The 13,796-nt window shown below is 36.9% G+C and carries 16 protein-coding genes; 5 read left to right on the top strand and 11 right to left on the bottom strand.

The genetic code is table 11. The features are described from left to right. Positions 1 to 18: 18 nt before the first annotated feature. The 4 genes from MMB69_RS18825 to pgsB are packed head-to-tail and all read right to left on the bottom strand — an operon-like array spanning position 19 to position 4,495. On the bottom strand, positions 19 to 1,581 hold the full coding sequence (locus MMB69_RS18825) for a gamma-glutamyltransferase family protein (protein WP_264408934.1): 1,563 nt from the start codon (positions 1,579 to 1,581) through the stop codon (positions 19 to 21). A gap of 29 nt (positions 1,582 to 1,610) precedes the next feature. Next, a complete protein-coding gene (locus MMB69_RS18820) occupies positions 1,611 to 2,807 on the bottom strand; it encodes a CapA family protein (protein ID WP_028412240.1) in 1,197 nt (398 codons plus the stop codon). 40 nt (positions 2,808 to 2,847) lie between these two features. After that, positions 2,848 to 3,297: a poly-gamma-glutamate biosynthesis protein PgsC gene (pgsC, locus tag MMB69_RS18815; RefSeq protein WP_013055707.1), complete on the bottom strand. Its 450-nt coding sequence runs from the start codon at positions 3,295 to 3,297 to the stop codon at positions 2,848 to 2,850. Between the two features lie 16 nt (positions 3,298 to 3,313). Then, positions 3,314 to 4,495 (bottom strand): poly-gamma-glutamate synthase PgsB, encoded by a 1,182-nt coding sequence (gene pgsB, locus MMB69_RS18810; protein WP_014461310.1) that lies wholly within the window; start codon positions 4,493 to 4,495, stop codon positions 3,314 to 3,316. A gap of 908 nt (positions 4,496 to 5,403) precedes the next feature. Here pgsB and MMB69_RS18805 point away from each other — a divergent pair. The 5 genes from MMB69_RS18805 to MMB69_RS18785 all read left to right on the top strand — a co-directional run bounded on the left by MMB69_RS18805 (position 5,404) and on the right by MMB69_RS18785 (position 7,679). Then, entirely contained in the window at positions 5,404 to 6,057 is a 654-nt protein-coding gene (locus tag MMB69_RS18805; RefSeq protein WP_264408933.1) for a hypothetical protein, read from the top strand. 84 nt (positions 6,058 to 6,141) lie between these two features. Beyond that, complete coding sequence (locus MMB69_RS18800; RefSeq protein WP_264408932.1) at positions 6,142 to 6,732, top strand: TetR/AcrR family transcriptional regulator; 591 nt, start codon at positions 6,142 to 6,144, stop codon at positions 6,730 to 6,732. Positions 6,733 to 6,774: 42 nt separating this feature from the next. After that, positions 6,775 to 7,116 (top strand): quaternary ammonium compound efflux SMR transporter SugE, encoded by a 342-nt coding sequence (sugE, locus tag MMB69_RS18795; protein WP_025749661.1) that lies wholly within the window; start codon positions 6,775 to 6,777, stop codon positions 7,114 to 7,116. Between the two features lies 1 nt (position 7,117). Continuing rightward, positions 7,118 to 7,432: a DMT family transporter gene (locus tag MMB69_RS18790; RefSeq protein WP_264408931.1), complete on the top strand. Its 315-nt coding sequence runs from the start codon at positions 7,118 to 7,120 to the stop codon at positions 7,430 to 7,432. Positions 7,433 to 7,505: 73 nt separating this feature from the next. Continuing rightward, positions 7,506 to 7,679: a twin-arginine translocase TatA/TatE family subunit gene (locus MMB69_RS18785; RefSeq protein WP_013055701.1), complete on the top strand. Its 174-nt coding sequence runs from the start codon at positions 7,506 to 7,508 to the stop codon at positions 7,677 to 7,679. 28 nt (positions 7,680 to 7,707) lie between these two features. Here MMB69_RS18785 and MMB69_RS18780 read toward each other — a convergent pair whose 3' ends face one another. From MMB69_RS18780 to MMB69_RS18750, 7 genes are all read right to left on the bottom strand, one after another. Continuing rightward, complete coding sequence (locus MMB69_RS18780; protein WP_277448200.1) at positions 7,708 to 9,240, bottom strand: diguanylate cyclase domain-containing protein; 1,533 nt, start codon at positions 9,238 to 9,240, stop codon at positions 7,708 to 7,710. Positions 9,241 to 9,613: 373 nt separating this feature from the next. Next, complete coding sequence (locus MMB69_RS18775) at positions 9,614 to 9,841, bottom strand: helix-turn-helix domain-containing protein (RefSeq protein ID WP_014461317.1); 228 nt, start codon at positions 9,839 to 9,841, stop codon at positions 9,614 to 9,616. 4 nt (positions 9,842 to 9,845) lie between these two features. Continuing rightward, a complete protein-coding gene (locus MMB69_RS18770) occupies positions 9,846 to 9,992 on the bottom strand; it encodes a YvrJ family protein (RefSeq protein ID WP_013055696.1) in 147 nt (48 codons plus the stop codon). Next, entirely contained in the window at positions 9,985 to 10,596 is a 612-nt protein-coding gene (locus MMB69_RS18765; RefSeq protein WP_264408929.1) for a sigma-70 family RNA polymerase sigma factor, read from the bottom strand. Before MMB69_RS18765 ends, MMB69_RS18770 begins: the two co-directional genes overlap by 8 nt. Before the next feature lie 441 nt (positions 10,597 to 11,037). Next, positions 11,038 to 11,481 carry a TlpA family protein disulfide reductase gene (locus tag MMB69_RS18760; RefSeq protein WP_013055693.1) on the bottom strand — a complete coding sequence of 148 codons (444 nt, stop codon included), beginning with the start codon at positions 11,479 to 11,481 and terminating at the stop codon, positions 11,038 to 11,040. 119 nt (positions 11,482 to 11,600) lie between these two features. Further along, positions 11,601 to 12,143: a peroxiredoxin gene (locus MMB69_RS18755; RefSeq protein ID WP_014461319.1), complete on the bottom strand. Its 543-nt coding sequence runs from the start codon at positions 12,141 to 12,143 to the stop codon at positions 11,601 to 11,603. 574 nt (positions 12,144 to 12,717) lie between these two features. After that, positions 12,718 to 13,704 (bottom strand): Gfo/Idh/MocA family protein, encoded by a 987-nt coding sequence (locus tag MMB69_RS18750; RefSeq protein ID WP_264408927.1) that lies wholly within the window; start codon positions 13,702 to 13,704, stop codon positions 12,718 to 12,720. Positions 13,705 to 13,796 lie beyond the last annotated feature (92 nt).

Genomic DNA, 13,796 nt, shown 5'->3' with positions numbered 1-13,796 from the left:
TCTATTCCTCCAATTAAGTTAGTCTGTACTTTTTTCCCATAAACCGTGGCGGCGCGGATCAGCGTCACCTTGAATTTTGTTTTTCTTTAAGTCTTTCACAAGTGCTTGAACGCCTCCGTAAAACATCGCGTTATCATTGTTTTTTAAGTCATAGCCGTACGTTTTTAAACCATCTTTAGTTGACTGTTTAAGCTTAGCTTCTGAATAAAACTTATGAGAATCAAAAATGACACGCTTGTTTTCTACTGCGTTTTTAATGGAATCTTTGTCTTCAAAATAATCCCCAATTACTTGCGTTAATACTTGAGGAATGCGATTTCCTCCCGGTGTGCCAATGGACATTACCCATTCATCACCTTCACGAATAATGGTAGGGGCTGTAAATGTTCTTGGACGCTTACCAGGTTGACGCTTATTAATTCCTTCTCCAAACGTATTGAGTGTATTATTTAAAAAGAATCCATCTACATACTCACCGCTGCCGAAGAAATTACTCAGCGTATTTGTTGTTGATACAACGGTTCCTTCACCGTCCATGACAACAAAATGAGTGGTACTTTCATGTTCTTCGACGTCGCTTACTTTTGTATGATCTGTTTCAGTATTATTTAATTTATTACGAAGTAAATGCACGTAATGATCGTCGATCCAATCATTTGGCGTTTCTTTTATAAAAGCCGGATCGGCAATTTTTTTCAAGCGGTCTTGATAAGCTACTTTTGAAATTTGACCAAGAAAATGATAATAAAGACTAGGATGCGATTTCTTCAGCTTCCAAATATCTTCTTGATCCGTCATTTTTAACATTTGAATGAGCGTAGCACCAGCAAAAGGCGGAGGTGCTGAAATAATTTGATGACCTTTATAATTCGTTGATAGAGGTTTCCGCTCAACAGGCGCATACTTTCGCAAGTCTTTGTGACTTACTTTTGTTTCTTCTGTAATATCGTCTGCAATTTTCCCTCTATAAAAAGCATTTGGCCCTTCTTCCTTAATCTTTTGCAGCGTGTTCGCTAATTCATGCTGTTTGACAATTTCACCTGTGTTAATGGCGTCCTTATCTGGATAAAAGCTAGGAATTTCATCTTCATTCACATTACCTTTGTATGAAACCAGCCTATCGTGCAAATCTTTGTCCACTTTGTACCCATTCTCGGCATAGTTAATGGCCGGGTCGATTAGTTTGCTCATCGACAGAGATCCGTAGTGGTGCTGAATATAATCCATACCAGCGACGAACCCTGGTACGCCAATCTCATCTTCTTTATCATTCTTAGGTGCAATTTCTCGGTAGTCAATAAATGTTGGAGAGGCATCTGCTGGATCAATCAGCATTCCGCCGCCTCCCCCAAGTCCTGATCCGTACGGTTCCACAACACCAAGCGTGTAGGAAATGGCAATAGCTGCATCAACTGCTGTACCGCCTTGTTTAAGAATTTCCATACCTACTTTTGTGGCGCGAGGATCTGAAGTACTTACTGCATATTCTTGTTTTGGAAACATAAATTGATAAACACATACACCTACTATGAGTGAAAAGATGACAATGGAAACAATAATCGTATTACGTTTATTTATCATCTTTTACCTCCTCTGTGTATGACGGGCTATTAGTTAGCTTGCGCTTCTTTCTTTTTGCGCTCCTCTGCATGTTTTATAATGCGAGAATGATCTAAGTTTAATTCAAACTTGTTTCGTTCTTTTTCTAACAGTTCAGGGTTTGAAGAAAACTTGTTTAAATCGTTATAAATACGCTTCATGCGCCAAGGGTTATCTGTTGGAGTTGGTGTACCTGCTTTAATAACCATTGGAATAACATCAATTTTAGCTTGGCCCTGCTTGTTTAAATGATACTGAACCATCGCTGTATTTTTCGTACTTGACCACCCTTGGTCAAAAATAAAGTTTCCTAAGCTATAGAAAATAACCGAACCTTTATATACGTCATATGACTGTAGAACGTGCGGATGGTGACCGATGATAATGTCCGCACCAGCGTCTACCATCGCTTTTGCTAGTCCTTCTTGACGAGGACTTGGCTGTGCATCGTATTCTTCACCCCAGTGGGCATTTACTACAACTAAATCAGCATTTGCTTTCGCTTGCTGAATCGTGCTGAAAATAAGATCCGGGTCTGCTTTTAAAATACCTGGGTTGTTTTTTCCAGCCGACATTCCGTCTGAATGTACATCCGTAAAACCTACGGTTGCAATGCGGATGCCGTCAGCATCTTTATATGAAATATGCTTTGCTTCTTCAGAGTTACGGCCAGCACCAACAAAATCTAATTTGTTTGCTTCAAAAGTAGAGATCGTATCTTCTAACCCTTTTGCACTGTAGTCCATTGAATGGTTATTCGCTAAGTTTAATACGTCGAAACCTGCATTTTTAACGGTCGCTAGATCAGCAGGCTTACTATATAAATGAATACCTTTTTCCATTGCTTTATATGAATCTACGTCATTTGTTAAAATCGGCGTTTCGTAGTTCCCGCTTACGTAATCCGAATTTTTAAAGAACGGCTCCACGTTGCGGAATACAAAATCTTCTCCGTAGCGTTCAGTTACTTCTCTTACATGGCGACCCATCATAATGTCTCCGACCATAGTCATCGTTAAATCATTATTGGCCTCTGGATTAGCCGTCTCAGGGTTTTCAAGAGCATCCGAACGCTCCATCCATCCTGAAAGAGCTAAAATTACGATTAAAATTGGCGTTAAGATAAGAGCTTGCTTGCCTGTTGTAGGCTTTGTTTTCTTTATAAACATCAATACTTTTTCTTGAAAGTTTAATTTTTTCTCTTTCAACGCTTTCACCTTCCTTTACCAGCTGCGGTTTGTTTGTGTATTAAAATAAATAATAAACTTGCATAATTCCAAATGTTACACCACTTAATAAAACCGTTGTTCCAACTGTTAAAGGAAGACCTTGCTTTTGCATTGTATTTGCAATTAAGCCCGGTACAATGATACCAATTCCGCGTAATTCAAACACTTCAAACGGCAAGATCGGGAAGAAATAATCAAATGCAACTTTAATCACAATACCCGTAATTAACATCGCTGTAAATTTGCGACGTCCATATAAAATAACTACTTTTGAGATTCCGTACACGACGATAACATACGTTAAAATACTAATTAAGAAAATCATTAAAATGGTAATTGGCTGATCAAATACAAGAGCTAAATACCCCGGTACGATAAGACCGGCTGGCAATACGCCCGTTTTTTCTGTGAAAATTAAGCTTAGTGTAACCCCTAACACAAGGGCAATATATAAATCTGATCCGAACATGAAATGGCCTCCTAGATTAAACTGCTTTTCTCATCTTTTTCATTTCAATAATAGCTTCAACAAGCGGCTCGGCTGAACCGTGGATATTTCCGACACCGTATACAATACGATCTTTTAAATAAGGCTTCATGCGCTCTAAAATTTCTTCTGTAGAAGCGCCTTCCATATCCCAGAATTCTTTTGTTGGCAATTCGCCTCTCTGGTGTGCAGCAGCGATTGGTGAGGTCGTCTGACCAATTGCAATCATTACGTCCGCTTCAATGTATGGCATTACATCTTCAGCAAATTGCTCCGTGCGATCTACACGGTCCGGACGGCAGTTCATAATGACAATAGGAAGCTTTTCACTATAGTTCATTGAATCTACACGTTCCCAAATACGAAGCGTGGAAGAAGCGTCGTTGGCAGCAAATCCATTTACTAAAAATGCTGGATTTTTTTCATCGCCGAACGTTGTAATTCTCATAGCTCCTGGGTCAGGCTGGGCATTTAGCATTCCTCTCATCGCTGTTTCAGCATCGATACCAAGTGCTTCTGCTACTGCTAAACCGATGGAAGCATTATCAGGGAAAACCATATAATCAAATTCACGTAAATACGCTTCAGATACTTTATCATTGTCAGCTACAATAACCTTTGTGTTGCGCTCTGCAGCTATTTTTTTATAGTATTCCAAATATGGGCCTTCAATCGTAACAAGGTGGCCATCATAAGGAATAGTAGCAGTGAACGCTTGAGCAACTTCATCTAGAGTTGGACCCATTACATCCATGTGATCTTCTAGTACGTTTACAATAACGCCTACCTTGGCTTGAATCAGCTGATTTTGGAATGTGATTTGATAATCAGGCTGTACCGCCATACATTCACAAATAAGAGCTTCCGCGCCAATATCGGCAACTTCATTTACCACTCGTCGCTGTTCTCCAATGTTCGGACCTTCTTTACGACGAATAATTGGTTCTTCTTCACTTGTATGCCAGTAGATCATACGCGCTTGTGTTCCTGTCGTTTTCCCTACTGTTTTATAACCTGCTTCTTTTACAATACCTGTAATCAATCGTGTAACGGTGGATTTTCCGCGAATACCATTAACATTCACTCGTACAGGAATTGAATGCAGCTTGCGTAAATGTCTGCGATACTCCCAAACGCCATACCCTACTAAAAATAGGCAGCATAGGATAATTAAGATCATGTTTCATTCTTCTCCTTCCAAACTTCTCCTGTTGGATACGTTATGAATGCTTTTGATTCATAATGATAGATATACGATTTCATAGTTTCACTCCCTATATATATGTATGGGAGCTAATCAATTAACAGCGCTAGCATGCTGCTAAAACACCTGCTTTGAAAAATGGACTCGAGTACCAATTTCAACAGCTCTAAAACTATCATCTGCGCTCATTAGTGGTCAATAGCTCAAATGTTATATATTCTTACAATTCCGATTGTCTATTCACAGAATTAAAAACTCATCGTTTTATTTAAAATTTACAGAATAGGTCTAAAGTTTATTTACCTAGAAAAATCCCATACGTACCTTTTTTTACCATAACAACAGGAATATTTTATACATCACTCTTACAGTTAACACACGGAAATATTACGTAATTAAAAATTTCTTAACTTTAGAAAACGTTTTGTAATATAAAGATGGGATAAAATATATTTTATTACATTAATTACTTTTTATGGATATACCAATTGAATTTGTCTAACAACCGTACTTGTAAGGATGATAGATAGATATAAAAGTAAAAAAAATACATTTTCTTATCATTTTCCGCTTACATTTAACTTACTTAGATAGAAAGGACATTAAATATTTTTTTCTAATTATATAAGCATTTAGACTCCATATGTTCCTAGTTCTTTTGTTGTTGTTTTATAGATTCCCTTTATTTAATAATCAATTCAGTAAATCTAAATCTCTTGACTATGGCCTCTTTTCCTATTTTTATTTCAATATTTTCTGAATCTTTCTACCGATAAAGGTAGCTTTTGTCCGATAAGATTGCCTAGAAAAATGCATGATTTCTCACTTTTTTGGCATATGATGTTATCATAAAAAGAAGAAGTATCACCAAAAGGAGGAAAACAATGGTTGATACAATCCTTTATTTTCTATTTTCTTTTTGCTATATCGTCCTGTTTTTCTTTAGCATATATGTAGTACGAAAAAACACTTCGCCGTTTTACATGCTTTTTCTTCCTTTAGTAATAGCTGGACTAATTTACGATAATATAATGATTGGGATTGGTTCATTTATCGGTGAAGGCGATACTTTACGTTCACTCAGCATGCTTCGCTTTTGGTTTCACGCTTTATTTACCCCTACTTTGGTGCTCTTTGCTTATGGCGTAGCGAAATACTCGACGATTACATGGGCTAAAAAACCTGTGGCCGGCATTCTTTTTTTGCTAACTACGTTTGCCTTAATCGGCTATGAAATAATCGAGACGATTAGTCAGCGCATGGAAGTTGTACGTGAATATGGCATTGTTCGCTATACGTTAGTGGGATCATCCGGTCCCCCTCTTATGGTTCTCATTGTGGCGATTATTTTGCTTTTCGTTGGAATTTCCTTATTTCGCAAGACCAGGTGGAGCAGTATGATGATTGGAGTAGCCGTGATGATTATAGGAAGTGCCGTGTCAATTCCTATACCAAGCACAGCCGTAACAAATACGTTTGAGCTTATTTTTATCTTCTCTTTATTTCTAACTCAGCGTCATTTAGTGAAAATACATTAAAAAGAAGCGATTCCCTTGCTTCTTTTTTTTATATTTGATATCTTTTACCTAACGACCGTTAGTTAGATTGAGGAGGAGCTTTTCTTGAGTGAATTATCAACTGTAGAAAAAATTAGAGCTGCAGCAATGGAGCTCTTTGGAGAAAAAGGCTATACAGAAACATCGCTTGCTGATATCTCATCAAAAGTAGGCATAAAAAAACCTTCCCTGTACGCTCATTTTAAGAACAAAGACGACTTATTTTTACTAACCGTGCATGATTTAATGAATTTACTTTTAACAAAGTTATCTATTATATACGAACAGCATAAAACAAAGTCTGCTAAAGAACAGCTTCACTGCTTTGTTGTAGATTTCTGCACGATGATTGAAAAAGATTCTTTTGGCCAGATGTACCGTCGTCTTATTTTGTTTCCACCTGAACATTTGCAGTCGGAAGTAAAAGCTATTTTCTTAAGAAGCGAACGATTGTCTGATCAAATTCTGCATGCTATTTTTACACAGGGAATGGCTGAAGGCGAAATAATTGAACGTCCCATTGATTTGTATATCAATAGCTTTTATTGTTTAACCGACGGACTGTTCATTCAGCGCTTTTATTATGAACCAGAGTATTATGACCAAAAAATCCACGATGCTTGGACAATATTTTGGGAAGGCATACGTGCTAAATAGGCCCTGTAAAAAGGGCTTATTATTATGTAAGGAGGAATTAAAATGGCTTGGATTTACCTTATTATCGCTGGTTTGCTCGAGATTGTATGGGCAATCGGCTTAAAATATTCACACGGATTTACTGAATTAACTCCAACAATCATTACGATCGTCACAATTGTCATCAGCTTTTATTTCTTTTCAAATGCCTTAAAAAAAATTGCTGTGGGAACAGCTTATGCAGTGTTCACTGGTATAGGAGCTGCTGGCACAGCGATACTTGGAATGACCGTTTTAGACGAAGGCGCAAATATTGGAAAGATTTTATTTTTAGGATTAATGATCTTTGGAATCATCGGTTTAAAGTTAATTTCTACTGAAGAAACAGAAAGAGAGGAATCTTAACATGGCTTGGATTGCATTAATAGCTGCCGGTTTTTGCGAAGTGGGATTTGTGATTTTCTTAAAACTTTCAAATGGATTTAAGCGATTGTTTCCTTCGATTGGATTTATCCTTTTCGGTGCAGGAAGTTTTTATTTTCTCTCCTTAGCGTTAAAGGAAATACCTCTTGGAACAGCTTACGGTATATGGACGGGCGTAGGAGCTGCCGGAAGCGTACTTCTTGGCATGCTTTGCTTTCGCGAAGCAAAAGATATGCGTCGAATTTTATTTATTTTTTGTATTGTAGCAGGTGTAATCGGCCTTAAAATCACTGGATAAGGGTGTACTACTTCCCCTCTTTTCATGCTATACTAAACTTGTAAACACTTTCAAAAAATAGGAGACGATGACAATGAACCTTGGGTTTGGAGAAATTGCCTTAATTGTATTTGTCGCTCTATTGCTTTTTGGTCCAAAGAAACTGCCGGAATTAGGCAAAGCTGCTGGAAAAACGTTAAAAGAGTTTAAAAATGCTACAAAAGGAATTATGGAAGAAGACGAAAAAGAAAAAGCCCCTCCTAAATAAGATGCTTATATCTCTTTTAAAAGCTGACTCAAACGTTTGAGTCAGCTTCTTTGTGGTGAGAATATACTGAAATTCGATTTCGACCCGTACGCTTTGCTTCATATAAAGCCTGATCTGCTCCATGGATAATTGAAATCGGCGGTATGTTTTCGGATGGAACGACCGTCGTTATTCCAACGCTGATTGTGATACACTTAAACACTTCAGAAGCCTGGTGGACAATTCCACGCTGCTCCACTTGCTGTCTAATAGCTTCTGCCATTTTTATCGCTTCATATTGATTAGCTCGAGGAAGCAATATACCAAACTCTTCTCCTCCGTATCTTGCGACAAAAGCCGATTCGTCAAAGACAACGCTTTTAGCGATATTCGCTACTTCTTTTAAGCATTCGTCTCCTTGAATATGGCCATAGGTATCGTTATATGCTTTAAAATAATCAATATCAAATAAGAGAAAAGAAAGCGGCTCTTTTTCTTTCTGTGCGTATTCCCACTCCATTTCCAGCTGTTTATCAAGAGATCGGCGGTTGTTCAGACCCGTTAAGCCATCTTTCATGGACAGCATTTCAAGCTTTTTATTGGCTTTGCGAAGATCACACTCAGCCTTCTTTTTCTCCGTAATATCTCGATATTCCCAATAGTGGCCAATATACACATGACCTTCATAGATTGGAATGTAGTCACGCGCATAAATTTTACCGTTAATAAACGTAATTTCTTCATCTACTATTGACTCTTTTGAATAAACAGTGCTTTCTACCGTTTTTAAAAACCTAGCAGGATCTTTCAACATAGGAGCGTGAGATAAAAACAGCTGATTACTTTTCAATCCAATGTATTGATTAGGAGGTCCGGGTATATCAAACATGTCACAAAAAGTTTGATTAATAACGGCTACTTCGCGCTCTGGCGTTTCAATCATGGTACCAGTCTTTGCGTTTTGAACCATAACCGAAAACATTTTAGACAGCTTTTTATGCTGACTTGTCGTTACTCGGGATACATATATATATCTGCCTACCAGATACACTAAACCCCCACCTATAAAAGAAGCAGGCAGTAAATAGATGATAGTTGTAGCAGCGTGCTTGATATCTTTAAAAAGAAAGGACAATGAGAAAAATACGCAAAGCAAGCTGATCGAATTCATTAATTGAAAACGAATAAATGGACGATAAGGTAAGCGAACCGTCCACCCAGACAGTAAAGCCATTACAATAATTGTAGCTGCCCCTATTATTCCGCTTTCCGTAATTCCAAACAAAAGCAAACGCATTACCCCTATAATACAAGCCGCAATAACAGCGGGTACCATTCCTGCATAAAGACAAACAATTGTCACCGCTAAAAAGCGAAGGTCAAGAATAATAGTAGAATCTATTTTAATTGTATATATCATTAAAATGCTGCCTAATAGTCCGTAAGAACATCCGTAATAAATTAAGCGATACATTTTGTACCGTTTTATTCCTTCTACTCTATAAATAATTTGCTCTCGAACTATACTCGCAGCAAACAAAAAAGAAATAATTAGCGTAATATTAAAGAGAAGCTGACTCACTTTATTCTTCACCTCTTTCCAAAAGCTAAAACAAAAAACAATAGGCTTCTTAGCTTACGTTTTGTTTACTGCTGCTTTTTTATAAATAGTGCTGTTTGATTTATCGAACAGCACTATTTTTTTCTTCATTAAATAAAACGCTTCTATACTATATTCGTTGCAGACAATCCTCTATACGAAAGAAACGACTTCCCTCTTTTCACATAAGAAATTCTACTTGTTAGTATACTACTAAACTCTATGTGTACACATCACCTTTTACCTTTTTTAAAATATTTATCCATTTTCTGTTTTTTGAATGTTCCACTGAAATGTAAGTAGTCGAAATGCGACAAAAATAAAAAAAGAGCGTCGATAAAACGAGCGCTCTTTTTTATTTTTGATGTAAAAATTCCCAAAGACCTGGCGTTTGAGAAAAATCGAAGGTCTTAACAGCGGAAAGAATTTTAACCTTTAAATCTTGCTTTACGTCGTCTCTATCATGCAGTGAAAAGCTTTGAACAGCTTTATTTATTTTGGGTTCCAGTTTTTTTAATAAACGCCTTGATGCTTCTTCATCTCCAGCTTTCACTTTATTTACAAGTTCGTATAGAGTTTCCATTTCTTCACTTCTTTCTTAGGTCAGTTGTTAATTCTTCCACTTTTTCTTCAAGTCGCTTTATATTATTTTCTACACGCAGTAATAAATAAAAAGAAAGGACAGCGGGAAATCCTACGTTTCCAACAAGTTGAAGCCACTGAGGATCAAACATATCTATCACTCACCTTCATAATTTTTTTTAACTTGCTTAGCGCACGTTGATAATGATTAGAAACCGCTTGCTGAGAAATAGAAAAATAAGCAGCGATTTCTTTATGAGTCCAGCGTTCGACAATAATCAAGTGCAGCATACACTGCTGCTTGGCCGTTAATTGGCGAAATGCATGATGAAGCATACGATTTTCAAGTTGATTTCCTAAAAATTCATGCTCCCATACAGCTCCGTCCTGTACTCCTAGCATATCTTCAACTGTTCGATTTCCATCTAGAAGAGCCGGCTGCTGCAGGCGAAGAGGAATATAAGAACGCTCTTTTTCTTTTACACGCATAACATCTCTGGAATAATGTCTGCAAAGCTTGTTAATATAATGAAGCAATCTAACTTCGCTATAAAACTGATGAAATTCTTTGTTTAGAAGTCTTTGTTCTTTTGTATCATTTTTAACAACCGCTTTTTGTAATCGCTCATAGCGTTCTGGTGTCAAAAATGTATTCATTATATGAGTCTGAAGAGTTGCGCTGTGGTTTGTAAGAAATGTATGAAAAGTACATTCTTTGTCGTGCTGCTTTTCTTGCTGCGAATAGAGCTGAGTCATTGTGCAAATCTCCTCCTTTTTTTCTTATACTTATTAAAAAGGGAGAAAAGAGTAAAATAACAACACTAAAACGAACATTTGTTCTTATATAAATTTAACTATATTAGGTTTTTTATGTCAATATGATGAAAGGCTTATTAATGATTGAAATGACTCAGTAAAAAATAAAAAAAGAGATTGAGAGATAACGAAATGAATCTAATTTAAAGACGCACAAATAGGATACATGAGCTGATCCGCTTGTGACACGGCCGTTGATTTCCGTGCAAGACTTCGCTTTGCCCTCCAATCAACTGCTATAGGAACGAAACAGATGAAATCTACGTTCAGCATAGCAAAAAAAAACGAACCGCTAATCAAACATGTTGATCAGTGGTTCGTTTTTAACTTCGTCTAAAATATTTTTATCCCGGCCCTTTTTATTTCTTCTTCATGTAGAGATTATTCTTCGCCTAAGACGCGGTTGATACGTTTGCGAAGCATTGGCATTCCATTTCCACCCGCTTGGAAATGACGAAGCTGACCTTCTTTATCAAATACATAATATGCTGGTACATATTTATTTTCAAAAGCGTCTGTTAACTTATGCTCACTGTCTACATAAATTGGCTGAGTAATATCGTGTCCCATTGCCATTGCCTCAATAACACCCATATCTAAGTCATCTTCCGAACGAGGCATATGAACAGCTACAACATTCAATTGATCATCATACTCATCACGAAGATCATTAACTTCAGGCATTGCTTCTTTACATAAATGGCAGCTTACTGACCAAAAGTGGATAAGCGTTGCTTTATCACCTACTAAATCTTCCTTTGTTACTTCGTCGTTAATCCAAGATGTTGCTCCAGTTAATTCAGGCATTTGTTCACGTAATTTCATGTTAAAATCCTCCTCTATATTAATAAGACTGAATATTCAGTCTTTTATAATTAGAAAACTATCTTTTCTATTTTAATGGCAGCAGTAGAGGAATTTCCCCTCTACTCCACCGCTATTTATTAAAGTGTTTTTTGACCTGGTTTCCAGTTAGCTGGGCAAAGTCCGCCAGTTTGAAGTGCTTGAAGTACACGTAACGTTTCTTCTACGCTGCGACCGATGTTGTTATGGTTTACAACTGCGTATTGTAATTCACCTTCTGGATTAATAATAAACAATCCGCGAAGCGCTACACCTTCTTCTTCAATTAATACGCCGTAATCACGCGCTACTGCATGCGTTGGATCTGCAGCTAATGGATAATTCAAATCTCCAAGTCCATTATCTTTACGATCAGTGTTAATCCAAGCTAAGTGAGTATGAATTGTATCTGTAGAAACACCTACAACTTCAGCGTCTAGATCTTCAAACTCTTCGTAGTGATCTGATAGAGCTGTAATTTCTGTTGGACATACGAATGTAAAGTCCATTGGATAGAAGAATAATACTGTCCATTTACCATTTTTCATATTTTCTTCTAAACTTACTTTTCCAAACTCCTTATTTGCAAGTACCGCTTCCATCTCAAAGCGTGGTGCTTGTTTTCCTACCATACGTTCTGCCATGTCAAAACCTCTCCTTGTGCAATATATTTCACAAGCTTATGCTTGTATGTATTATTTTTAATGCAATCAGCGCTATTTACTATTTGATAACGATTATTAGTATCATTATAAACTAGGAATAACTATTGATTACACTCTTTATTATACACGAGCTATTATTATAGTCAATACTTTTTTATAATAATTTTAATCTAGGATTGATTATCGAATATTTTCCACTCTTTTTATTCTTTCCCTTGATCAATCCTATGTATGCAGGGATGAATGAACATAGAAGATACTAAAAAACTTCCCCTATTTCAACATATTTGCTTTTAAAGTGTGCTGCAGCAAGATTTGGAATCTCAATTATGCTCTTTATAACCGCAATAAAAGAGAATGAGACATAACGATTTGAATCCAAGTTAGAGACAAACAAATGGTATAAATCATCTAATAAGCATCACTACTTGTTACTTGAAACCTGCTTTTACCCCACCCACGAAAAAATCCGATCGAGTTTGATTCTACATCAAGAATCAAACTCGGTCGGATTATCCTTCACCTAAACTATTTTTGTTCCAGCCTCTGTTATTTACTTCTTATCATTTGGATATACAAGACCAATTTGCTCTCGTACTTTATCCATTACGCGCATTGTTAGATACGAATTTTCATACGAATTTGTGTCCGATTCCGTCTTTCCTTGCTTTAACAGCTCTACGAACTCATTTATTTCATAGTACATAGCAGGATAAGGCTGATCGACCGTTAACTCTTCTACACGTCCGTCATTGTATCGAATTTCTACCTTTTCAGCGGTATGTATTTTGTCAATAATCATACTGCCTTTTTCTCCTTGAATTTCACTTGGTAAATGCGAATTTGTAATCTTAGAATACATGATGACCGCGTCGCGATCTTCGTACTCTAAAGCAACTGACCCTTCTCCATCTACTCCAGATTCTAGCATAAACGCCGTTGCCTTTATTTTATGAGGCCCTCCAAACAATGTAATCAGAGGATAAAGACAATATACGCCTAAATCCATTAGTGCACCGTTGGCAAGCTCTGGCTTAAAGGCATTAAGCACGATACCTTCTTTATATTTATCATAACGAGAAGAATACTGACAGTAAGATGCAACGTATTTCCGAATTGGACCAATTTTATGTAAGTTCTCTTGAATCACTTGGAAGTTGGGAAGAAGGGTTGATTTCATCGCTTCCATTAGTAACACCTTGTGATTTTTGGCTGTTTGAATCATGCGAGTTACTTCTGCTGCATTAGCTGCGAGCGGTTTTTCACACAGTACATGCTTGTTATTTTTCAAAAATAAGATAGCTTGTTCCGCATGATAAGCATTTGGAGTAGCAATATACACTGCATCAATTTCCGCACTCGCTGCCATTTCCTCTAAATCAGTAAATATATGAGGAATATCATATTTACCTGCAAATTCTTCTGCTTTTTCAATAGTTCGAGAATAAACAGCTGCAAGCTGAAAGTTGTCTACATACTGAGCTGATTCTAACAATCGATCTGTTATCCAGTTTGTTCCTATTACGCCAAAACGAATCATCTTTTCATCTCCTTTTTATCATCTATGTTGTATTGTATCGTTTTTAAAAAGAAAAACGAAGAAATAATAAAAAATCTATACCGTTTTCCATT

The organism is Priestia sp. P5 (genome assembly GCF_029522155.1).
In the GTDB taxonomy this organism is placed as follows: Bacteria; Bacillota; Bacilli; order Bacillales; family Bacillaceae_H; genus Priestia; species Priestia megaterium_E.
This window is presented reverse-complemented; position numbering and strand designations above follow the sequence as displayed.

Excerpts from the sequence above, each read along its gene's own strand:
- MMB69_RS18825 (WP_264408934.1), bottom strand. The coding sequence starts at position 1,581 with ATGATAAATAAACGTAATACGATTATTGTTTCCATTGTCATCTTTTCA.
- pgsC (WP_013055707.1), bottom strand. The coding sequence starts at position 3,297 with ATGTTCGGATCAGATTTATATATTGCCCTTGTGTTAGGGGTTACACTA.
- pgsB (WP_014461310.1), bottom strand. The coding sequence starts at position 4,495 with ATGATCTTAATTATCCTATGCTGCCTATTTTTAGTAGGGTATGGCGTT.
- MMB69_RS18805 (WP_264408933.1), top strand. The coding sequence starts at position 5,404 with ATGGTTGATACAATCCTTTATTTTCTATTTTCTTTTTGCTATATCGTC.
- sugE (WP_025749661.1), top strand. The coding sequence starts at position 6,775 with ATGGCTTGGATTTACCTTATTATCGCTGGTTTGCTCGAGATTGTATGG.
- MMB69_RS18790 (WP_264408931.1), top strand. The coding sequence starts at position 7,118 with ATGGCTTGGATTGCATTAATAGCTGCCGGTTTTTGCGAAGTGGGATTT.
- MMB69_RS18785 (WP_013055701.1), top strand. The coding sequence starts at position 7,506 with ATGAACCTTGGGTTTGGAGAAATTGCCTTAATTGTATTTGTCGCTCTA.
- MMB69_RS18775 (WP_014461317.1), bottom strand. The coding sequence starts at position 9,841 with ATGGAAACTCTATACGAACTTGTAAATAAAGTGAAAGCTGGAGATGAA.
- MMB69_RS18770 (WP_013055696.1), bottom strand. The coding sequence starts at position 9,992 with ATGTTTGATCCTCAGTGGCTTCAACTTGTTGGAAACGTAGGATTTCCC.
- MMB69_RS18765 (WP_264408929.1), bottom strand. The coding sequence starts at position 10,596 with ATGACTCAGCTCTATTCGCAGCAAGAAAAGCAGCACGACAAAGAATGT.
- MMB69_RS18760 (WP_013055693.1), bottom strand. The coding sequence starts at position 11,481 with ATGAAATTACGTGAACAAATGCCTGAATTAACTGGAGCAACATCTTGG.
- MMB69_RS18755 (WP_014461319.1), bottom strand. The coding sequence starts at position 12,143 with ATGGCAGAACGTATGGTAGGAAAACAAGCACCACGCTTTGAGATGGAA.
- MMB69_RS18750 (WP_264408927.1), bottom strand. The coding sequence starts at position 13,704 with ATGATTCGTTTTGGCGTAATAGGAACAAACTGGATAACAGATCGATTG.